The sequence below is a fragment of the Pseudomonas sp. genome (assembly GCF_026224925.1).
Lineage (GTDB): Bacteria > Pseudomonadota > Gammaproteobacteria > Pseudomonadales > Pseudomonadaceae > Aquipseudomonas.
The window spans coordinates 1-17826 of record NZ_JAMFRV010000008.1 but is presented as its reverse complement, the minus strand read 5'-3'; the positions used below and the strand labels follow the sequence as shown (position 1 = coordinate 17826).

The 17826-nt window shown below is 54.1% G+C and carries 14 protein-coding genes; 8 read left to right on the top strand and 6 right to left on the bottom strand.

Translation table 11 applies throughout. The annotated features are described in order from the left end of the window. Positions 1-31: 31 nt before the first annotated feature. Entirely contained in the window at positions 32-925 is an 894-nt protein-coding gene (locus M0974_RS00525; RefSeq protein ID WP_297831223.1) for an NAD-dependent epimerase/dehydratase family protein, read from the top strand. Positions 926-1083: 158 nt separating this feature from the next. On the opposite strand, the gene M0974_RS00520 is transcribed toward M0974_RS00525, so the two are convergent. Further along, a complete protein-coding gene (locus M0974_RS00520; protein WP_297831220.1) occupies positions 1084-2667 on the bottom strand; it encodes a peptide chain release factor 3 in 1584 nt (527 codons plus the stop codon). A gap of 342 nt (positions 2668-3009) precedes the next feature. On the opposite strand from M0974_RS00520, the gene M0974_RS00515 reads away from it, so the two are divergent. The 5 genes from M0974_RS00515 to M0974_RS00495 all read left to right on the top strand — a co-directional run bounded on the left by M0974_RS00515 (position 3010) and on the right by M0974_RS00495 (position 8074). After that, positions 3010-3723: an ABC transporter permease gene (locus M0974_RS00515; protein WP_297831217.1), complete on the top strand. Its 714-nt coding sequence runs from the start codon at positions 3010-3012 to the stop codon at positions 3721-3723. A gap of 15 nt (positions 3724-3738) precedes the next feature. Continuing rightward, positions 3739-4632, top strand: coding sequence for a glycine betaine ABC transporter substrate-binding protein (locus M0974_RS00510; protein WP_297831214.1), 894 nt, complete (start codon positions 3739-3741; stop codon positions 4630-4632). Positions 4633-4645: 13 nt separating this feature from the next. After that, positions 4646-5299, top strand: a complete 654-nt coding sequence (locus M0974_RS00505) for an ABC transporter permease (protein WP_297831212.1) — start codon at positions 4646-4648, stop codon at positions 5297-5299. Between the two features lie 14 nt (positions 5300-5313). After that, positions 5314-6483, top strand: a complete 1170-nt coding sequence (locus M0974_RS00500) for a betaine/proline/choline family ABC transporter ATP-binding protein (protein ID WP_297831262.1) — start codon at positions 5314-5316, stop codon at positions 6481-6483. 430 nt (positions 6484-6913) lie between these two features. Continuing rightward, complete coding sequence (locus M0974_RS00495) at positions 6914-8074, top strand: type III PLP-dependent enzyme (RefSeq protein WP_297831209.1); 1161 nt, start codon at positions 6914-6916, stop codon at positions 8072-8074. Positions 8075-8152: 78 nt separating this feature from the next. Here M0974_RS00495 and M0974_RS00490 read toward each other — a convergent pair whose 3' ends face one another. The 5 genes from M0974_RS00490 to M0974_RS00470 form a co-directional block, all read right to left on the bottom strand. Then, positions 8153-8980 carry a hypothetical protein gene (locus M0974_RS00490; RefSeq protein ID WP_297831206.1) on the bottom strand — a complete coding sequence of 276 codons (828 nt, stop codon included), beginning with the start codon at positions 8978-8980 and terminating at the stop codon, positions 8153-8155. 104 nt (positions 8981-9084) lie between these two features. Beyond that, positions 9085-10089, bottom strand: a complete 1005-nt coding sequence (locus tag M0974_RS00485; RefSeq protein WP_297831203.1) for an alpha-xenorhabdolysin family binary toxin subunit B — start codon at positions 10087-10089, stop codon at positions 9085-9087. Between the two features lie 16 nt (positions 10090-10105). Further along, positions 10106-11329, bottom strand: coding sequence for an alpha-xenorhabdolysin family binary toxin subunit A (locus M0974_RS00480; RefSeq protein WP_297831200.1), 1224 nt, complete (start codon positions 11327-11329; stop codon positions 10106-10108). 248 nt (positions 11330-11577) lie between these two features. Next, entirely contained in the window at positions 11578-12387 is an 810-nt protein-coding gene (locus tag M0974_RS00475; RefSeq protein WP_297831198.1) for a tetratricopeptide repeat protein, read from the bottom strand. Between the two features lie 4 nt (positions 12388-12391). Further along, a complete protein-coding gene (locus M0974_RS00470; protein WP_297831195.1) occupies positions 12392-13072 on the bottom strand; it encodes a Fe2+-dependent dioxygenase in 681 nt (226 codons plus the stop codon). A 193-nt stretch (positions 13073-13265) separates the two neighbouring features. On the opposite strand from M0974_RS00470, the gene M0974_RS00465 reads away from it, so the two are divergent. Together M0974_RS00465 and M0974_RS00460 are read left to right on the top strand one after the other, a co-directional pair. After that, positions 13266-15560 (top strand): TonB-dependent siderophore receptor, encoded by a 2295-nt coding sequence (locus M0974_RS00465; protein WP_297831192.1) that lies wholly within the window; start codon positions 13266-13268, stop codon positions 15558-15560. Between the two features lie 116 nt (positions 15561-15676). Next, positions 15677-17826, top strand: a 2150-nt coding sequence (locus M0974_RS00460; protein WP_297831189.1) for a PepSY domain-containing protein, incomplete at its 3' end; no start/stop codon positions are given.

Genomic DNA, 17826 nt, shown 5'->3' with positions numbered 1-17826 from the left:
CAGATTCTTTGAACCCTTCAGGAGTTATCCCATGAACATCTTCATTACCGGCTCCGCAGGTTTCATTGGTGGTTCTATTGCCACTGGCCTGATCAAAAAAGGTCATCAGGTTACCGGCTTGGTGCGCAGTGCCGAGCAGGCCGCAGAGATGACTGCGCTGGGCATTACCCCGGTGATTGGCACGCTGGACGACAGCGCTTTATTGACCGAGCAGGCGAGCAAAGCCGACGGCGTGATCAACGCTGCCAGCAGTGATCATCGCGGCGCTGTAGAGGCGTTGATTGCCGGCCTTAAAGGTTCAAACAAACCCTTTCTGCACACCAGCGGTTCAAGCATCGTCGGCGATGCGTCCGGCGGTAAGTTCAGCGATGTGATTTATGTTGAAGGTCAATTGCCAGAACCGACTGCGGATAAAGCCGCACGCGTCGCCATCGATAATCTGGTGCTGGATTCAGCCGCGCAGGGTGTGCGTTCGGCAGTGATCTGCAACACCCTGATTTACGGCCACAGCCTGGGGGTCAAGCGCGACAGCGTGCAATTGCCGCGCTTGCTCAAGCAGGCACAAAAAAGCGGAATCGTTCGTCACGTGGGACCGGGGCAAAACATCTGGTCCAACGTGCACATTGAAGACGTTGTCGAGTTGTACGCACTGGCGCTGGAGAAAAATCCGGCCGGTACGTTTTACTTCGTAGAAAGCGGGGAGGCTGCGTTTGTAGACATGAGCAATGCGATTGCTCAGGCATTGGGCTTGGGCCCTGCGCAGGATTGGCCGCTACAGGATGCTGAAGCCGAATGGGGTTATGAGATGGCCAATTACGGCCTGGGCTCAAACAGCCGAGTGCGCGGCAAAAACGCCCGAGAGTTGCTGGGCTGGATACCAAAACGCACGTCGGTGATTGACTGGATCGTTAATGAGATGATCTGAACCTGGGTGCAGCTTTTCCCGAATGAGTTCAGTCCCACAGAATCGGAATCCCTGTGGGAGCGAATTCATTCGCGATATGCAGCGACTCGGTCTATCAGATACACCGCGTTGCTCGTTTCCCGAATGAATTCGGTCCCACAGATGAACCTGATCCTCAGTTAGTGATGCTCACGCGTAGCGCGGAATTTCACGTCGGGCCAGCGTTCTTCCATCAATGCCAGGTTAACGCGGGTCGGTGCCAGGTAGGTCAAGTGACCACCGCCATCGACAGCGAGGTTTTCTACGGCCTTGATTTGAAACTCTTCCAGCTTCTTCTTATCGCTGCAATCGATCCAACGGGCTGACCACACGGTAATCGGCTCGTAAGCGCATTCGACTTTGTATTCTTCCTTCAAGCGGCTCGCGACCACATCGAACTGCAGCACACCCACGGCGCCGAGAATGATGTCGTTGCTGCGGGTCGGGAAGAACACCTGAGTGGCGCCTTCTTCGGCCAACTGCTGTAAGCCTTGGCGCAATTGTTTGGACTTCAGCGGATCTTTCAGGCGTACGCGGCGGAACAGTTCCGGGGCGAAGTGCGGGATACCGGTGAAGCCAAGGTTCTCGCCCTCGGTGAAGGTGTCGCCAATCTGGATCGTGCCGTGGTTGTGCAAGCCAATGATGTCGCCGGCAAAGGCTTCTTCCAGTTGCTCACGCTCGGAGGAAAAGAACGTCAGTGCATCGCCGATCCGCACTTCTTTGCCCAAGCGAACATGGCGCATTTTCATGCCCTTGTCATAGCGGCCAGAACAGACGCGCATAAACGCGATCCGGTCGCGGTGCTTAGGGTCCATGTTTGCTTGAATCTTGAAGATGAAGCCGCTGAACTTCTCTTCGTTAGGCTCCACGGTCCGTTCGTTGGCGACACGGGCCAACGGTTGTGGCGCCCAGTTCACGACCGCATCAAGCACGTGATCGACGCCGAAGTTACCCAAGGCAGTACCGAAGAACACCGGTGTCAGTTTGCCGTCGAGGAATTCTTGTTGATTGAATTCGTGACAAGCGCCCTGCACCAATTCCAGCTGATCGCAGAAGCGGTGGTACTCGTCACCCAAGTGGGCGCGGGCTTCGTCGGAATCGAGCTTTTCAATGATTTTGACGTCAGTGCGCTCATGGCCGTGACCGGCGGTGTACACAATGATGTAGTCGTCGGCCAGGTGATACACACCCTTGAAATCGCGATAGCAACCAATCGGCCAGGTGATCGGTGCCGCCTTGATCTTCAGGACCGCTTCGATCTCGTCCAGCAGCTCGATGGGGTCGCGGATGTCACGGTCGAGCTTGTTGATGAAGCTGACGATCGGCGTGTCGCGCAACCGGCAAACGTCCATCAGGGCGATAGTCCGTGGCTCAACACCCTTACCGCCGTCGAGCACCATCAGCGCCGAGTCGACCGCAGTCAGCGTACGGTAGGTATCTTCGGAGAAGTCTTCGTGGCCCGGGGTGTCGAGCAGGTTGATCATGTGATCGCGATACGGAAACTGCATGACCGAAGTGGTGATGGAAATGCCGCGTTGCTTCTCCATCTCCATCCAGTCGGACGTCGCATGGCGGTCGGACTTACGTGATTTCACCGTGCCCGCGATGGCAATCGCCTTACCCATCAACAGCAGTTTTTCCGTGATGGTGGTTTTACCCGCATCCGGGTGGGAAATGATGGCGAAAGTGCGGCGTTTCGCGACTTCGGCGGCCTGTTTGGTCATGGGAAATCGCCTGGCAGGTGATGAAAAAAAGGGCGCAGATTATAGCGCAAGTGAAGGCAATAACCGAACCGTTCAGTCGATGCAGGGTGGCCAATTACTATCTTTTATGGGAACCTTTTAGCACGTAGAGACGTCCACTCCTCTGATACAGCCAGTAACAGAGGCTGATAAATCAACACGTTAGCTTGACGAAGCTACGCTAATGGCTAGTGTTTTCGCCGAGGTTAACCCCTTACCGGCGACCCACCCGCTGCTCTTCGCGAACGTTATTGCGGCTATCAGGGCTGTCAGAAATGACCAGCTATGGCAACGCGTTCGCCGACGGAAAAAAGGAGTCCGCCTGTGGCTAATCGCTATGGCAAGGGGCTATTGGGAGGTGCAGTTGTTATTGCGCTTCTGGCCCTGCTGATCCACTGGATCGGCATCAGTACCATCCTGAAGTACCAAGATGACCTGTTGTTTTACCTGCAAGCGCATTTGATTTTGGTCGTGGTTTCAATGTTGGCAGCCCTGGTGGTCGGTATTCCCGCCGGTATTGTCCTCAGCCGACCGAGCATGGTTGGCCGCGCTGAACGCTTCATGCAGATATTTAACATCGGCAACACCGTTCCGCCCCTCGCCGTACTCGCCATTGCCCTCGGGATTCTCGGGATCGGCAGCGGGCCGGCTATCTTCGCGCTGTTCCTCGCCTCGTTGCTGCCCATTGTGCGCAACACTTATGAAGGCCTGAAAAACGTTCAAGGTTCTCTTAAAGAAGCTGCCGTTGGCATCGGCATGACGCCGCGCCAAGTGCTGCAGCGGGTTGAGCTGCCCAATGCCGTACCGATCATTATCGGTGGCGTACGCGTTGCACTGGCGATCAACGTCGGTACCGCACCGCTGGCATTCCTGATTGGCGCGAACAGTTTGGGCAGCCTGATTTTCCCCGGCATTGCCCTGAACAACCAGCCTCAATTGCTGCTCGGTGCTGCCTGTACCGCTTTGCTCGCGCTGCTGCTCGATGGCGTGGTGACATTGTCGAGCCGCATCTGGCTGGAACGCGGTCTGTCCCGCTGAGAGAAAGGAAAACCAATGAAAAAATTATGCTTATTCATAGGCTTTGCCTTGCTGCTCTCGGGTTTTGCCAACGCCGCTGAAAAACCGGTAATTCGCCTCGGTGCCCGGGTATTTACCGAGCAAACGATCCTCGCGGAAATCACCGCGCAATACCTCAGAACCAAAGGCTACGACGTGCAGGTGACGGGCGGGCTGGGCAGTAACCTGGCACGCAGCGCACAGGAAAGCGGTCAATTGGACTTGATGTGGGAATACACCGGTGTGTCACTGGTGGCCTACAACCACGTCGATGAAAAGCTCGACAGCGCACAGACCTATGCGCGGGTTAAAGAGCTGGACCTGAAGAAGGGTCTGGTCTGGCTGGCACCGTCTAGGTTCAGCAACACCTATGCGCTGGCACTGCCGCAAAAAATCGCCGATCAGTACCCGCAGGTCAACACCATGAGTGACCTGGCCACGGTCTTGAAGGACGAAGCCAAGGAAAAGCACATCGTCGCGCTGGACACCGAGTTCGCTAACCGTTCCGACGGTTTGATCGGCATGGTCAAGGACTACGACATGAACCTGACTCGCGAGAACATCCGCCAGATGGACGCCGGGCTGGTCTACACCGCGCTGCGTAACGGCCAAGTGTTTGCGGGGTTGGTGTACACCACCGACGGTCGTTTGAACGCCTTCCATCTCAAGTTGCTGACCGACGACAAGCATTACTTCCCGGACTACACGGCGGCTCCGGTGATCCGCAAGGACTACCTCGACGCCCACCCGGACATTGCGGCTCAGCTCAAGCCGCTGGCCGAACTGTTGGGTGACGACACCATGCGTACGTTGAACGCGCGGGTTGATGTCGACCACGACAGCCCTTCCATCGTCGCCGCAGATTTCCTGCGCGAACACCCACTCAACTGATCAAGGAGAAGACATGAACATCTTGAATACCTTCTCCCATCTGGATTGGCCGCTGATCCTGCACCTCACTTGGCAGCACATTACGTTGGTAGGGATCGCGGTCACCTTGGCGATTGTGGTTGGCGTGCCACTGGGCATATTGATGACGCGCTTCCCGACGCTGGCCGGTCCGCTGCAAGCCGGTGCCACGGTGCTGCTGACGGTGCCGTCGATTGCACTGTTCGGCCTGCTGCTGCCGTTCTATTCCAAGTTCGGTCAGGGTCTTGGCCCGATGCCCGCAATTACCGCCGTATTTCTGTACTCGCTGCTTCCGATCATGCGTAACACTTATTTAGCGCTAACTGGCGTCGAACCGGGCATTCGCGAAGCCGCCAGAGGCATCGGAATGACCTTCAGCCAGCGCCTGCGCATGGTCGAACTGCCGATTGCCGTGCCGGTGATCCTCGCCGGTGTGCGCACCGCCGTGGTGATGAATATCGGTGTGATGACCATCGCCGCCACCATCGGCGCCGGCGGTCTGGGTGTACTTATTCTTGCTTCAATCAGCCGCAGCGATATGTCGATGCTGATCGTCGGCGCAGTGCTGGTCAGTCTTCTGGCCATCTTTGCCGACCTGCTTCTGCAATGGCTGCAACGCACGCTGACTCCAAAAGGATTACTGAAATGAACAGTCCCAAGCAAATGATCGAGCTACAGAACCTGACCAAGACTTTTCACACCAACGGCAAAGACGTCACCGCCGTTAATTCGGTAAGCCTTACGGTCAACGAGGGCGAAATCTGTGTGTTCCTCGGGCCGTCAGGTTGCGGTAAGAGCACCACGCTAAAAATGATCAATCGCTTGATCATGCCGACCTCCGGCAAAGTGCTGATCAACGGCGAAGACACCAGCGGCCTGGATGAAGTGACCTTGCGTCGCAACATCGGCTACGTGATTCAACAGATCGGTCTGTTCCCGAACATGACCATCGAAGAAAACATCACCATCGTTCCGCGCCTGCTGGGTTGGGATAAGCAGAAATGCCGTGACCGCGCCATCGAACTGATGAGCATGGTCAAGCTTGAGCCCAAGCAGTACCTGAGCCGCTACCCGCGTGAATTGTCCGGTGGTCAGCAACAGCGCATCGGTGTGATTCGGGCCTTGGCCGCTGACGCGCCGTTGTTATTGATGGATGAGCCGTTCGGCGCAGTCGATCCGATCAACCGTGAGTCGATCCAGAACGAGTTCTTCGAGATGCAACGGGCGCTGAACAAGACCGTGATCATGGTTAGCCACGACATCGATGAAGCGATCAAACTTGGCGACAAAATTGCGATCTTCCGCGGTGGCAAGCTGATCCAGATCGATCACCCAGACACCTTGCTGGCGCACCCGGCTGACGATTTCGTGAAAAGCTTTGTCGGCCAGGACAGCACCCTGAAACGCTTGTTGTTGGTTAAAGCTGAAGACGCGGCCGACAACGCGCCGTCAGTCAGCCCGGAAACCTCGGTAGCCGAAGCGCTGGAACTGATGGACGAACTCGACCGCCGTTACGTGGTAGTGACCGACGCCGATAATAAAGGCCTGGGTTACGTGCGCCGTCGCGACCTGCACCGTCAAACTGGCACGTGTGCGCAGTTCTTGCGCGAGTTCAACGCCACCGCAGCGTTCGACGAGCATTTGCGGATTCTGCTGTCGCGCATGTACGAATTCAATCGCTCATGGTTGCCAGTACTGGATGCTGAGAATGTGTTCTTGGGTGAGGTGACTCAAGAGTCGATCGCTGAGTACTTGAGTTCCGGTAAGTCGCGGGGTGGCAAGACCAGCATTGTTTCGCCGGCTGAGCTGGCGGAGCAGGCGGCGGTGGTTTGATCTGAAACCTTCGCGAATGAATTCGCTCCCACAGGTACAGCGCGTTCCTCTGTGGGAGCGAATTCATTCGCGAAAGGCTCGGTGCGATATCAACGAAAATGCGCCGTCCGGGAACATCAACCTGTCACACAGGTCGGTTACATAGGTCAATGACGAACCACTCGCGACGGACGTGTGCAAAAACGCGACATTTTTTGTTGATATCAGCGCTCTCAAGTCCTAAAGTTCGCGCCGAACGTCCATGCTGGAAACGATCCATCCGGCTCAAGTACTGACGACGAGACAGCAAGGCCAAGGGAAGCGCTTTTTCTCATGGCCTTTTTGCTTTCGGCGATGGCCTTGGGAAGTAGGCGAACCAAAGTGGGGATACACACGGAGGACGTTCATTTGCACCCATTGATCAATCCAGTTTGCCAGTAGGAGATCCAGCATGATCAAAGTCGAAGACTATTTTGAGCTCACCACCTTCAACAAAATGAAGGCGTTTGCCGATCAGCATGAAACCCCATTCGTGGTCATCGACACTGCGATGATCAGCAAGGCCTACGATGACCTGCGCGCAGGCTTCGATTTCGCCAAGATTTACTACGCCGTCAAAGCCAACCCAGCAGTTGAAATCATCAATCTGCTCAAGGACAAAGGCTCAAGTTTCGATATCGCTTCGATCTATGAGCTGGATAAAGTCATGGGTGAGGGTGTAACACCTGATCGTATGAGCTACGGCAACACCATCAAGAAGTCCAAAGACATTCGCTACTTCTACGAGAAGGGCGTGCGGTTGTTTGCCACCGACTCGGAAGCTGACCTGCGCAACATTGCCAAGGCCGCGCCGGGCTCGAAGGTTTACGTGCGTATCCTCACCGAAGGCTCGACCACTGCCGATTGGCCGTTGTCGCGTAAATTCGGCTGCCAGACCGACATGGCCATGGACCTGCTGATTCTTGCTCGCGAATTGGGTCTGGTGCCCTACGGCATCTCGTTCCACGTAGGCTCGCAACAGCGCGACATCAGCGTGTGGGATGCGGCGATTGCCAAGGTCAAAGTGATCTTCGAGCGCCTGAAAGAAGAAGACGGCATTGTTCTCAAGCTGATTAACATGGGCGGCGGCTTCCCGGCCAACTACATCACCCGCACTAACAGCCTGGAAACCTACGCAGAAGAAATCATTCGCTTCCTTAAGGAAGACTTCGGCGACGACCTGCCAGAAATCATCCTGGAACCGGGCCGTTCGTTGATCGCCAACGCCGGCATTCTGGTCAGCGAAGTGGTGCTGGTAGCGCGCAAGTCGCGTACCGCCGTTGAACGATGGGTGTATACGGATGTGGGCAAATTCTCCGGCCTGATCGAAACCATGGACGAAGCGATCAAGTTTCCGATCTGGACCGAGAAGAAAGGCGAAATGGAAGAAGTGGTTATCGCCGGTCCTACTTGCGATAGCGCCGACATCATGTACGAGAACTACAAGTATGGTTTGCCACTGAACCTGGCCATTGGTGACCGTTTGTACTGGTTGTCTACGGGTGCTTACACCACAAGTTACAGCGCAGTGGAATTTAATGGCTTCCCGCCGCTGAAGTCTTTTTACGTCTGATTGCTGATGCAATAGCGAAGGGCCCTTAAGGGCCCTTTTTATGTTTGGTAGCCATTTTTCCGGAGCCGGCTGCTGATTTCAGACTTGCTGAAGTTCGCATTTCACTTCCTTCAGGATTAATACGATTTGGGTTAGCATGGTCTCAAACTCATCAATACGTATGCGGTTTGCAAAAATTCGAACGACAATTTTTTGAGTCCTATATAACAACTCGTCGATTAAAGCACAGTAAGATCGCACGTCAGCTGCAGTCGAATGAGTTGCTTTATAGCTTATCTCTATTTTGGTTGCGGCCTCGATCGTCGATGCTAAAGCCGTGTCATTGTGAGGTGCGCTTAAATCAATATTTTTATGTTCGGTATAGAGCCTAATCGCTCCCTCCATAAAATCAATGATGCGTGGCATAATCAGGGGGATGCTAACCGTAACGCTTGATAAGTAGAATGTTCTGTTAGAAAATTCATTACATAGATTGTTGATTTCACGCTTTATTTGTTCTACCATCGCATCGATAGGCCCCGCATTAATAACGTGTAAGGTTGCCAGTGTAAATGAAGGCAGTCGAAGATCTAAATCGTAGAGCGGTAATTTGGTCTGGCCCCTTGTCATTGTCGCTGTGGCAGCAGTAAGCTGTTCAGATAACATGATCAGGTCGTTAATAAAAAGAATGACTCCATCATGTCTCGCCCTCGTTCGATCTAGCTCAACCCGCCAGGTATTCAGTCGATTATTCGCCGTTGGCATGATATTAAGTAGAGCTGGCTCTAGGTATTGATTGAATTCAGCGATTGAAGATAGTTTCAGATCCCTGATGACGGATTCAACCTGCTGAGGGAGATTTTGTAAAAATGCTTTATAACTCCCAAATGTTTTAAACATTTCTTGATAGGCTGAAGTGGTGTTCATTAGGTATCTCAACGTGAAAATTTTCAGTCGGACAGCCGAAGGTAATTCGGAGAAGTTATCCTCCAGCTGTTAAATATTTTTAAGTTGCCGTTTCTTCGTATGGGTCAGGCAATGGGAGCCAGATAACCCATCAGCTTCGATGCGTTACTAATAAAGTCGGCTGTGCCATTCTCTTCGTCCTTTAAGTCAGCTTTGTTAAGCGTCAAGAATGCACTCACCGAAGTGACCACTTTTTTAAATTCTGTTGCCAGGATTTTTTGCTGTTCATCAAGCTCATGAATCGCATTGATCAATATTACTCGTTGCGAGACCAATGAATGGTCTTTCTCTAATAAAGAGATTGCGATAGCTTTAGCCTCGATGTGTTCACGGATCTTGTCTCTCGCCGTAATAAGGGAAAAAAAGTTCAAGGTGGCTTTAGCGTCCTCTAACGTTTTTTTCATTTGTTCAAGGGCCATCTCTACCAGCACTGCTTGTGGTGGCAGTATACCCATGGCAACAACTTTTTCCGCGGTCAGGAGGGTATTTTGCGCAGTGTCGATCAGGCCCGTTGACTCAAGAGCCTCAATAGCGTCAGTCATAACTTTGCGCTGGTCAGTTAACGTGGCTTGTTCTTTCTTGAGTTTGTCGATGCCGGCAACAAATGTCTCTGTGTCCTTATCCAGACCAATCAAGTACGACTTTGTCTGAGACGGATCGAAGGTTTGATCAATATTACTCAACGCTGCTGCCAAATGCTTGGCCTCCGTGTTGACTACTGCTAAGGCGCCAGCATGAATTTTTTCCAGTTCAGCATACACTTCCTCTAGCTCTGTCGGCTCAGTACTTTCGGCAAGCTGATCGTTCCACATACGAAACTGATCGATGCTTAGCTCAAACTTAACGCGGATGGTTCGACACGCTTTGCCAAGTGTGGCACGGCTTTCTGTTGCGTTGCCGAACCATTTGCTGGACTTGGCGTGCAGGTCTGGCAGGTATTCCGTCTTACTGAAAGCAACATCGGCGCTTGCCGACGCATGCAGCATAGTTTTTATGCTGCTGTTCATAAGGTCCAGGTTTGGGGTGTCAAAGTCTACGGTTTCATTGTCTACTGCAGTTCTTGTTGTCATGTTGTTGGACTCACTATTAATTCGAAGTAGGAAGGTTGTTAAATTCGTTGTCTGCTTCAATGAAAACTTGCAGCAGATCTGCCACGTCATTACTCATCAGCTTCCAGGGCGCCACGACTAAACTGAAATGGGTGACAAACATTCGTGCTTTCATCGCATCAGTGATATCAGCGGCTGCATCTTTTGAGTACTTCGTGTAGGTCGTAATTGAGTCCCACACGGCGACTAGATTTTTAGTGGCGTGATCAGCATTGATGACCAACATGTTAAGATTTTGCATGTCTAACTTAACCAATGCGAGCCTTCCGAGGATCGAATTTTTTTCTTTTAATAATGCGATATCTATTTCTTGTAAGTTTTTTAGAGCGTTCCTTTCCTTGCGAATCTTTTCTGCTTCAACGCCAATATAGATGGCCATTGCGAGACCGAATGGATTTAATCCGGCGGCGGAACCTATTGATTTTTCCACGGCTGATTTATATTCTTTGGTCTTTTCATCAATGGAAACTGCTCGCTCTTCAACCTTAGTGTTCAGCGCTGTAATCTCTTGAGGTAGCGAACTGGTATCGATGGCTGACAATCGGGTGTTTATTTGCGATTGCACTTTGTTGGCGAGATCGTTTGCGAAGCTGCTTAATTTGTCGTTGATGCCCTGCGCACTGTTGGATTGTGCCGTCACGCCTTTCAGCATAATATCGATGTGGTCGCCGAAACTAGCGGCTGTTTCTAGATCATTTTCGTCAAGCTCAATGCCAGGAAAGGCGTTACCCATTTTTAACTTTACGGCTGCCAAATCTTCATAGGTTTCAATGCCGAGGGCCTTTAGAGTTTTGTCGCCTTTGATTTGCGACAGTACTGTTTTCATCTGGTCACCATAAATGACCATGTTTGCCCCGAAGAGTTTTAGCTCGGTGGTAACATTTCGGATGTCACGATAAAGAGGGTCCCAGCTTTCTGCGTGGGTTTTAATGATGAAAAAACTTCTTTGGAAGTCAATGGGTTCGTTTCCAATGCCCGCTCCACCGTTGTAGCCGAGATAAGCCTTCACGTCGACAATGGAATCAGGTAGTTTCAATGCCGCATAGACATACTTTCGAATGGAAATAATTTCGTCTTTAGTTAGCACGATACCCTTGGCTCGGGTACTTTCCGGATCCTTCCCTAAGGATGCTTTGATGTACGCGTCATAGGCACCAGCAGCGGTGTCAATGACGTTATTGTCAGTAACAATGTTAGTCATGGTATTCATTCCTTTGCTTAAGCGTTAACGCCTTCCTGGCGCTTTGTTTGACGGGGTAAGTGCGACACTGCAAGTTATGCACTTGCTGACAGGCTAGAGGTTTTTGGTTTGAAGTGTCAAAAGTGAAAAGCGGGCGAAGGCTGTAGGAAAGTACGAAAATTTTGTAGGGCTTTGTCTATCGCGGCGCTATATGTTGGATGTCGTAGAAAGTAGGAATTGTATCTACTTATTAATACGGTTCTTCATACTTATGATGCGCCGGCTTTCGCGTGGGATTGAATCAATGCGTATGCGCTCCGATCGGACTCGTTTCCCAGTTCTGCCGCCCGTTGGTGATAACTAAAAGCCATGGCACGTATTTCGGAATGTGTGGCATAAAGAAGATGCTGGCGGCTGACACGCAGAAAATTCAAATTTCCGCCCATCAACGCGTAGCCCAACCATGTCAGTGCATCAGGAATCAGGTTTTGCTCCGCAAGCACCGTTGCGTAGCTAAATTGCCCGCGAAAATCACCTGCTTCCGCGGAGCGCTTGTACCACTCGTGAGCCGTAGGTATGTCGGCCTCACAGTAGCGACCTTCTTCCAGATAACGCCCCAGCAGGTTCATGGACTTTGCATGGCCCATGTGTGCGGCCTTGCGGTAACACTCCAGCGCTTGAACCTGATCCACAGTGACTCCACGCCCGGTAGCCAATAGGTTCGCAACGTTATACAAACCCCAATCCAATCCTGCCTCGGATGCTTTCTGATAATAACGGGCGGCCTTTGCCCAATCGACCTCGCAACCCCAACCCTGTTCGTAACAGCGCCCGAGCATGTTGTGCGCCATGACATGGCCATTTTTCGCGGCAATCTTAAACCAGACCACGGCCAACGCTGGGTCCTTCTGAATGCCGGTGCCGTCTAGCAGTATTTGCCCGAGTAAGGCCTGCGCATCAACAAAGCGCGCCTTCGCCGCACTGAGAATCGCTTGAGCGGCACGCGACGGGTTTTCCGCCAACATGGCGCTCAGTTGCTCGCCATTGAGTGTCTCTTTGCGTCGCAGGGCATAGGTCACGGACTTAAACCTCGACCCAGCGACGCAGCAGGTTGTGATACGTGCCGGTCAGTTGAATCAACGAAGGGTGGTTGGGCACGTCTTGGGTCAACTGCTGCAAGGCGCTGTCCATCTCAAACAACAGGGCACGCTGGCTGTCTTCGCGAACCAGGCTCTGAGTCCAGAAAAACGAGGCATAGCGTGCGCCACGTGTCACCGCATTGACTTTGTGCAGGCTGGTACTCGGATACAACAGCATGTCGCCAGCGGGGAGTTTGATGCTGCGCGTGCCGAACGTGTCTTGAATCTCCAACTCGCCGCCGTCGTATTCATCAGGGTCGCTGAAAAACACGGTCGAAGATAAATCAGTGCGCACCCGTTCTGGATTGCCCCTGGCCTGGCGTACTGCGTTATCAATATGAAAATCGAAGCTGCTGCCAGTGGTGTAGCAGTTAAGCAGCGGCGGAAATATCTTGCGCGGAAGGGCCGCCGACATGAACAGCGGATTAGCCCATAACCGCTCGACCAAAGCGGTCCCGACTTCCACAGCCAGCGGGTGGCCTTCGGACAGTTGCAGGTTATGTTTGGCTTTCGCCGACTGAAACCCCGCCGTGATTTTGCCATCGGCCCACTCCGCTTGCTCCAGTGCCACGCGGATACGCACAACCTCCTCGCGGGAGAACAAACCGGGGATGTGTAGGAGCATGCTGGGGCGCCTCTGAGAATAAATCACCGATGATAGTTATTCTCATTGGCAATGTAAACGCTCTTTTGAATATTGAATGCATCATCTAACGGAAACTAGTACAAGTTCTCAAACAATAATTTATCGCAATTGCGACAAAGAATTATTTCATCTATATTTCGCGGCCTAAATTCTTTGGGGAAGGAATCCACCCATGTCGCGACACCACGTGCAACCCTCGGCCCAGTCACCCCGTCTAGTTGCTTCTGCGATTGGCGTTGCCATGACAGCGTTCTCCGCCGCGCAACTAGCGCAGGCTGTTGAGGGGGCTAACGACACGGCTCGCGACCCTGCAATTTCCCTTGATGCGACGAGCATTACGGGGGAAAGCCAAGCGCAAACTTCCTACCAAGTAGAGAAGGCCTCTTCGCCCAAATACACCGCGCCGCTGGTGGACACGCCGCGTTCGGTTACAGTGGTGCCCCAGCAAGTGTTGAAGGACACCGGCGCGACCTCGCTGCAGGATGCTTTGCGCACCGTGCCCGGCATTACCTTTGGTGCCGGCGAGGGCGGCAACCCACAGGGTGATCGCCCGTTTATTCGCGGCTTCGACGCCCAGGGCGACACCTACCTGGATGGCGTGCGTGATACCGGTTCGCAGACCCGGGAAATTTTCGACATTGAATCGATTGAGGTCAGCAAAGGCCCCAACTCCGCATTCGGCGGTCGCGGTTCCGCTGGCGGTAGCCTGAATATCGTCAGCAAAGCACCGCAAGAAAACGACTTTCTTAACGGCGGCTTCACCTACGGCTCCGACCAGACTCGACGCTACACGCTGGACGTAAACCGCAAATTTACTGACACCGCAGCGTTCCGCTTGAACCTGATGAGCCATGAGCAGAACGTGGCGGGTCGCGACGCTATCAACTATGACCGCTGGGGCGTAGCGCCGTCTGTAACCTTCGGCCTGGGCACGTCTACGCGGGTCAACGTCAATTACTATCACCTGGAAAGTAACGACCTGCCCGACTCTGGCATTCCGTATGGCTACAGCTCAGCCTCGGCCACCGCGACGCACGTGCACGACAAGCCAAACGATGGCGGCGACAGCAACAACTTCTACGGTTTGAAGGACCGGGACTTCCGCAAGACCCGGGCCGACATCAGTACCTTCTCGATCGAACATGACATCAACGACTTGATGACGATCAAAAATACCCTGCGTCACGGCAGCACCAGCCAGGATTATGTCCTGACTCAGCCGGACGACAGCCAGCACAACGTCAACCAATACGGCACCGTGTGGCGCCGCGCCAACACCCGAGTCAGCAGCACCGAAACCACCACCAACCAGACCGATCTGTTTGGCGAGTTCCACGCGTTGGGCTTCAAGAACAATTACTCCACAGGCCTGGAAATCACCCGCGAAGAAAGTACCGTCACTGGTTATACCGTTACCCCGAATGCCAACCCGGCAGGCGGCGGTTGCCGTCCGGGCGTAGTTGCCAGCGGCACTTGCACATCGCTAAGTAATCCGAATCCGGACGATGCGTTCACCGGCACTGTAGTGCGTAACTACGCCGGTACTAACACGGTGGGCGATACCCGCGCCTTGTATGCGTTCGACACTATCGAGCTGGACCCAAAATGGCTGGTAAACCTCGGTCTACGCTACGACACCTTCGACACTACGGCGAACAACACCACTACCGGTAAGACCAGTAACGACAGTAACTTCTGGAACTGGCAGGCAGGTCTGGTGTGGAAGCCGGTTCAGAACGGCAGCGTTTATGTGTCTTACGCTACGTCGGCAACGCCGCCGGGTGCTTTGCTCAACGAAGGGTCAGATGGCAACCCACTGACGGCAGGTAATAGCACGATACAAAGCGACCTGGAGCCGGAAACCACCAAGAACTATGAGTTGGGCACCAAGTGGGATGTGTTCCACGATCGTCTGTCATTGACCGCTGCGATTTTCCGCACGGAGAAACAAAACACTCGGGTTCTGGTGCAGAGCAACACGTATGAAAACGCTGGTGAATCCCGGGTTGACGGTGTTGAGCTGTCGGCCAGCGGCAAGATCACTGAGAAGTGGCAGGTTTTCGCGGGCTACAGCTATTTGAAAAGCGAGTTGGTTGACGCGGGCCTGACCGGACGTAACGGTGCGGTCACCGTGGGCGGTATCTCGGCTGCTGGCAACCAAATGCCGAACACACCCAAGAACAGCGCCAGCCTTTGGACTACCTATGAAGTGACGCCGAAACTTACGGTCGGTGGCGGCGCGTTTTACGTCGATGATGTTTACGGGGACACCGCGAACACCGTGTACGTGCCGTCATACACACGGTATGACGCTATGGCCAGTTACCAGCTGACCAAGAACGTCGACCTGCAACTGAACCTGCAAAACCTCACCGACAAAACCTATTACGACAAAGCGTACGCCTCGCACTTCGCCAACCAGGCCGCCGGCCGCACAGCGCTGATGGGCGTGAATTTCCACTTCTGAGGTGCGCCGTGTAGAACCCCGCCCACTTATTCGGGTGGGGTTTTTCTATATGCGGATGAGAATTCTTTCTGTTTAGGCCGCATACTGCATCGCTACGGTCGGCTGAGGTAAATAAGGTGTTGAAGAAAGCCCTGTTTCAAGTGCACTGGTTCTTCGGTATCAGTGCAGGCCTGATTCTGGCGATCATGGGGATTACCGGAGCGCTCACCTCGTTTCAAGATGAATTGCTGGATGTTCTCAATCCGCATGCGTTGCAGGTCGAGCAGCGTGCGACCGGAATTTTGCAGCCGGTCGAACTGGTGCAACAATTAGAAGCCAGCACCGGCAAGACAGTGGCTTCCTTATGGGTCAATACCTCGGGAGATAAAGCCGCACGCGTGTCGTTTACCCCGCCGCCCGGTCAGCGTCGTGGCGAACGGTACTATTTCGATCCTTACACCGGCCTTCTGTTACAGGCCAATGTGGTGGGGGAAGACTTTTTCGAATTCATTTTGCAGATGCACCGTTATTTGGTGCTGGGTGAATTCGGTAAACAGCTCACCGGGGCCTGCACCTTGATCCTGGTGTTCTTTTGTTTGTCCGGTCTGTACATGCGCTGGCCGCGTCAGCTGTTTAGCTGGCGCGTATGGCTGACCATGGACTGGGCGAAGAAAGGCCGTGCTTTCAAATGGGACCTGCACTCGATTTTCGGTACGTGGTGCCTGGTGTTCTATTTGGTCTCGGCCTTGACCGGGCTGATGTGGTCCTATGACTGGTACAGCAATGGCATGAACCGACTGCTCGGTGATGGCCCCTCGGGCGAGATGCGCAAAGGTGGCCGTGGTGGCCGTGGGCAGCCCGCACCAGAAGGTCCGTTGCCCACCGTGAATTACGTGGCGGTGTGGGACAGCATCCAACGGGTTGCAGGCCCAGAGCTCGACAGTTGGAACCTGCGTCTGCCGCCAGTGGCGGGTCAGCCTGCGACGGTTTATTACATGCTGCACAATCCCGAACATCAACGGGCGCTGAACCAAATCACCCTTGACCCGGCGAACGGCAAGGTCAGCGCAGAGTCTCGTTATGCAGACAAGAGCCTGTCGGCCAAGCTACTGATCAGTAATTACGCACTGCACGTCGGCAGTTACTTTGGCATCGTCGGGCGGATCGTTATGTCGCTGGCGGCGCTGATGATGCCGTTGTTTTTCATCACCGGTTGGTTGCTGTACCTGGATCGGCGGCGCAAGAAACGCCAAGTTGCGACGGCCCGGGGTGCGCTGGCGGCCAATGTCGACAACGCAACGCCTGCCTGGCTGATCGGGTTTGCCAGCCAAAGCGGTTTCGCCGAAACCTTGGCGTGGAAAACCGCTGGGCATTTACAGGCCGCTGGGTTGCCGGTGCGTGTGCAGTCTTTGGCGCAGACCACCGAGCTGGATCTGCGTCAGAGCCGTAACGCGCTGTTTGTCGTAAGTACCTTCGGCGACGGTGAGGCGCCGGACAGCGCCCGTGGTTTTGAGCGCACCTTACTCGGTCGCTCGTTGTCGCTTCCAGACCTTAACTATGCGGTGTTGGCCCTGGGTGATCGGCAGTACCAACACTTTTGCGGCTTTGCCAAACGCCTGAATGACTGGCTGGCGGCGCACGGCGGTAGCGCGCTGTTCGCGCCGATTGAAGTGGACAGCGGCGACAGCGGCGCATTGCAACAATGGCAGCAACGACTCGATACGTTGACCGGTAGCCAGCCGACAGCGGCGTGGCAGGCACCCGAGTTCGAGCGCTGGACGTTGAGTGAGCGTGAGCTGTTAAACCCTGGCAGCAGCGGATCGAAGGTGTTCCTGTTAAGCCTGATGCCACCCGCCAAGAGCATCTGGGCGGCGGGTGACCTGGTGGAAATAGTGCCGCATGAAGGTGCCGCGCCACGGGAGTACTCCATCGCCTCGATTCCGGCAGACGGCAGCCTGCAATTGATTGTCCGGCAGGAGATTCATCCGGACGGAACTCTTGGCCTGGGTTCTGGAATGTTGACTGAGCACGCGTTGCTGGGGTCGTCCATCAATTTGCGTCTGCGGCGCAACAGCAGTTTTCATCTGCCTAGCGAGCCGGTGCCGATGATTTTGTTGGGCAACGGCACAGGCCTGGCCGGGTTGCGCAGTTTGCTCAAGGCGCGGATCGCTGAGGGACAAACGCGTAACTGGCTGTTGTTTGGCGAGCGCAACGTGGCCCACGATTTTTATTGCCGTGAAGAGTTGCAAGGCTGGCTGGCAAGCGGCGACCTGGCGCGACTGGACCT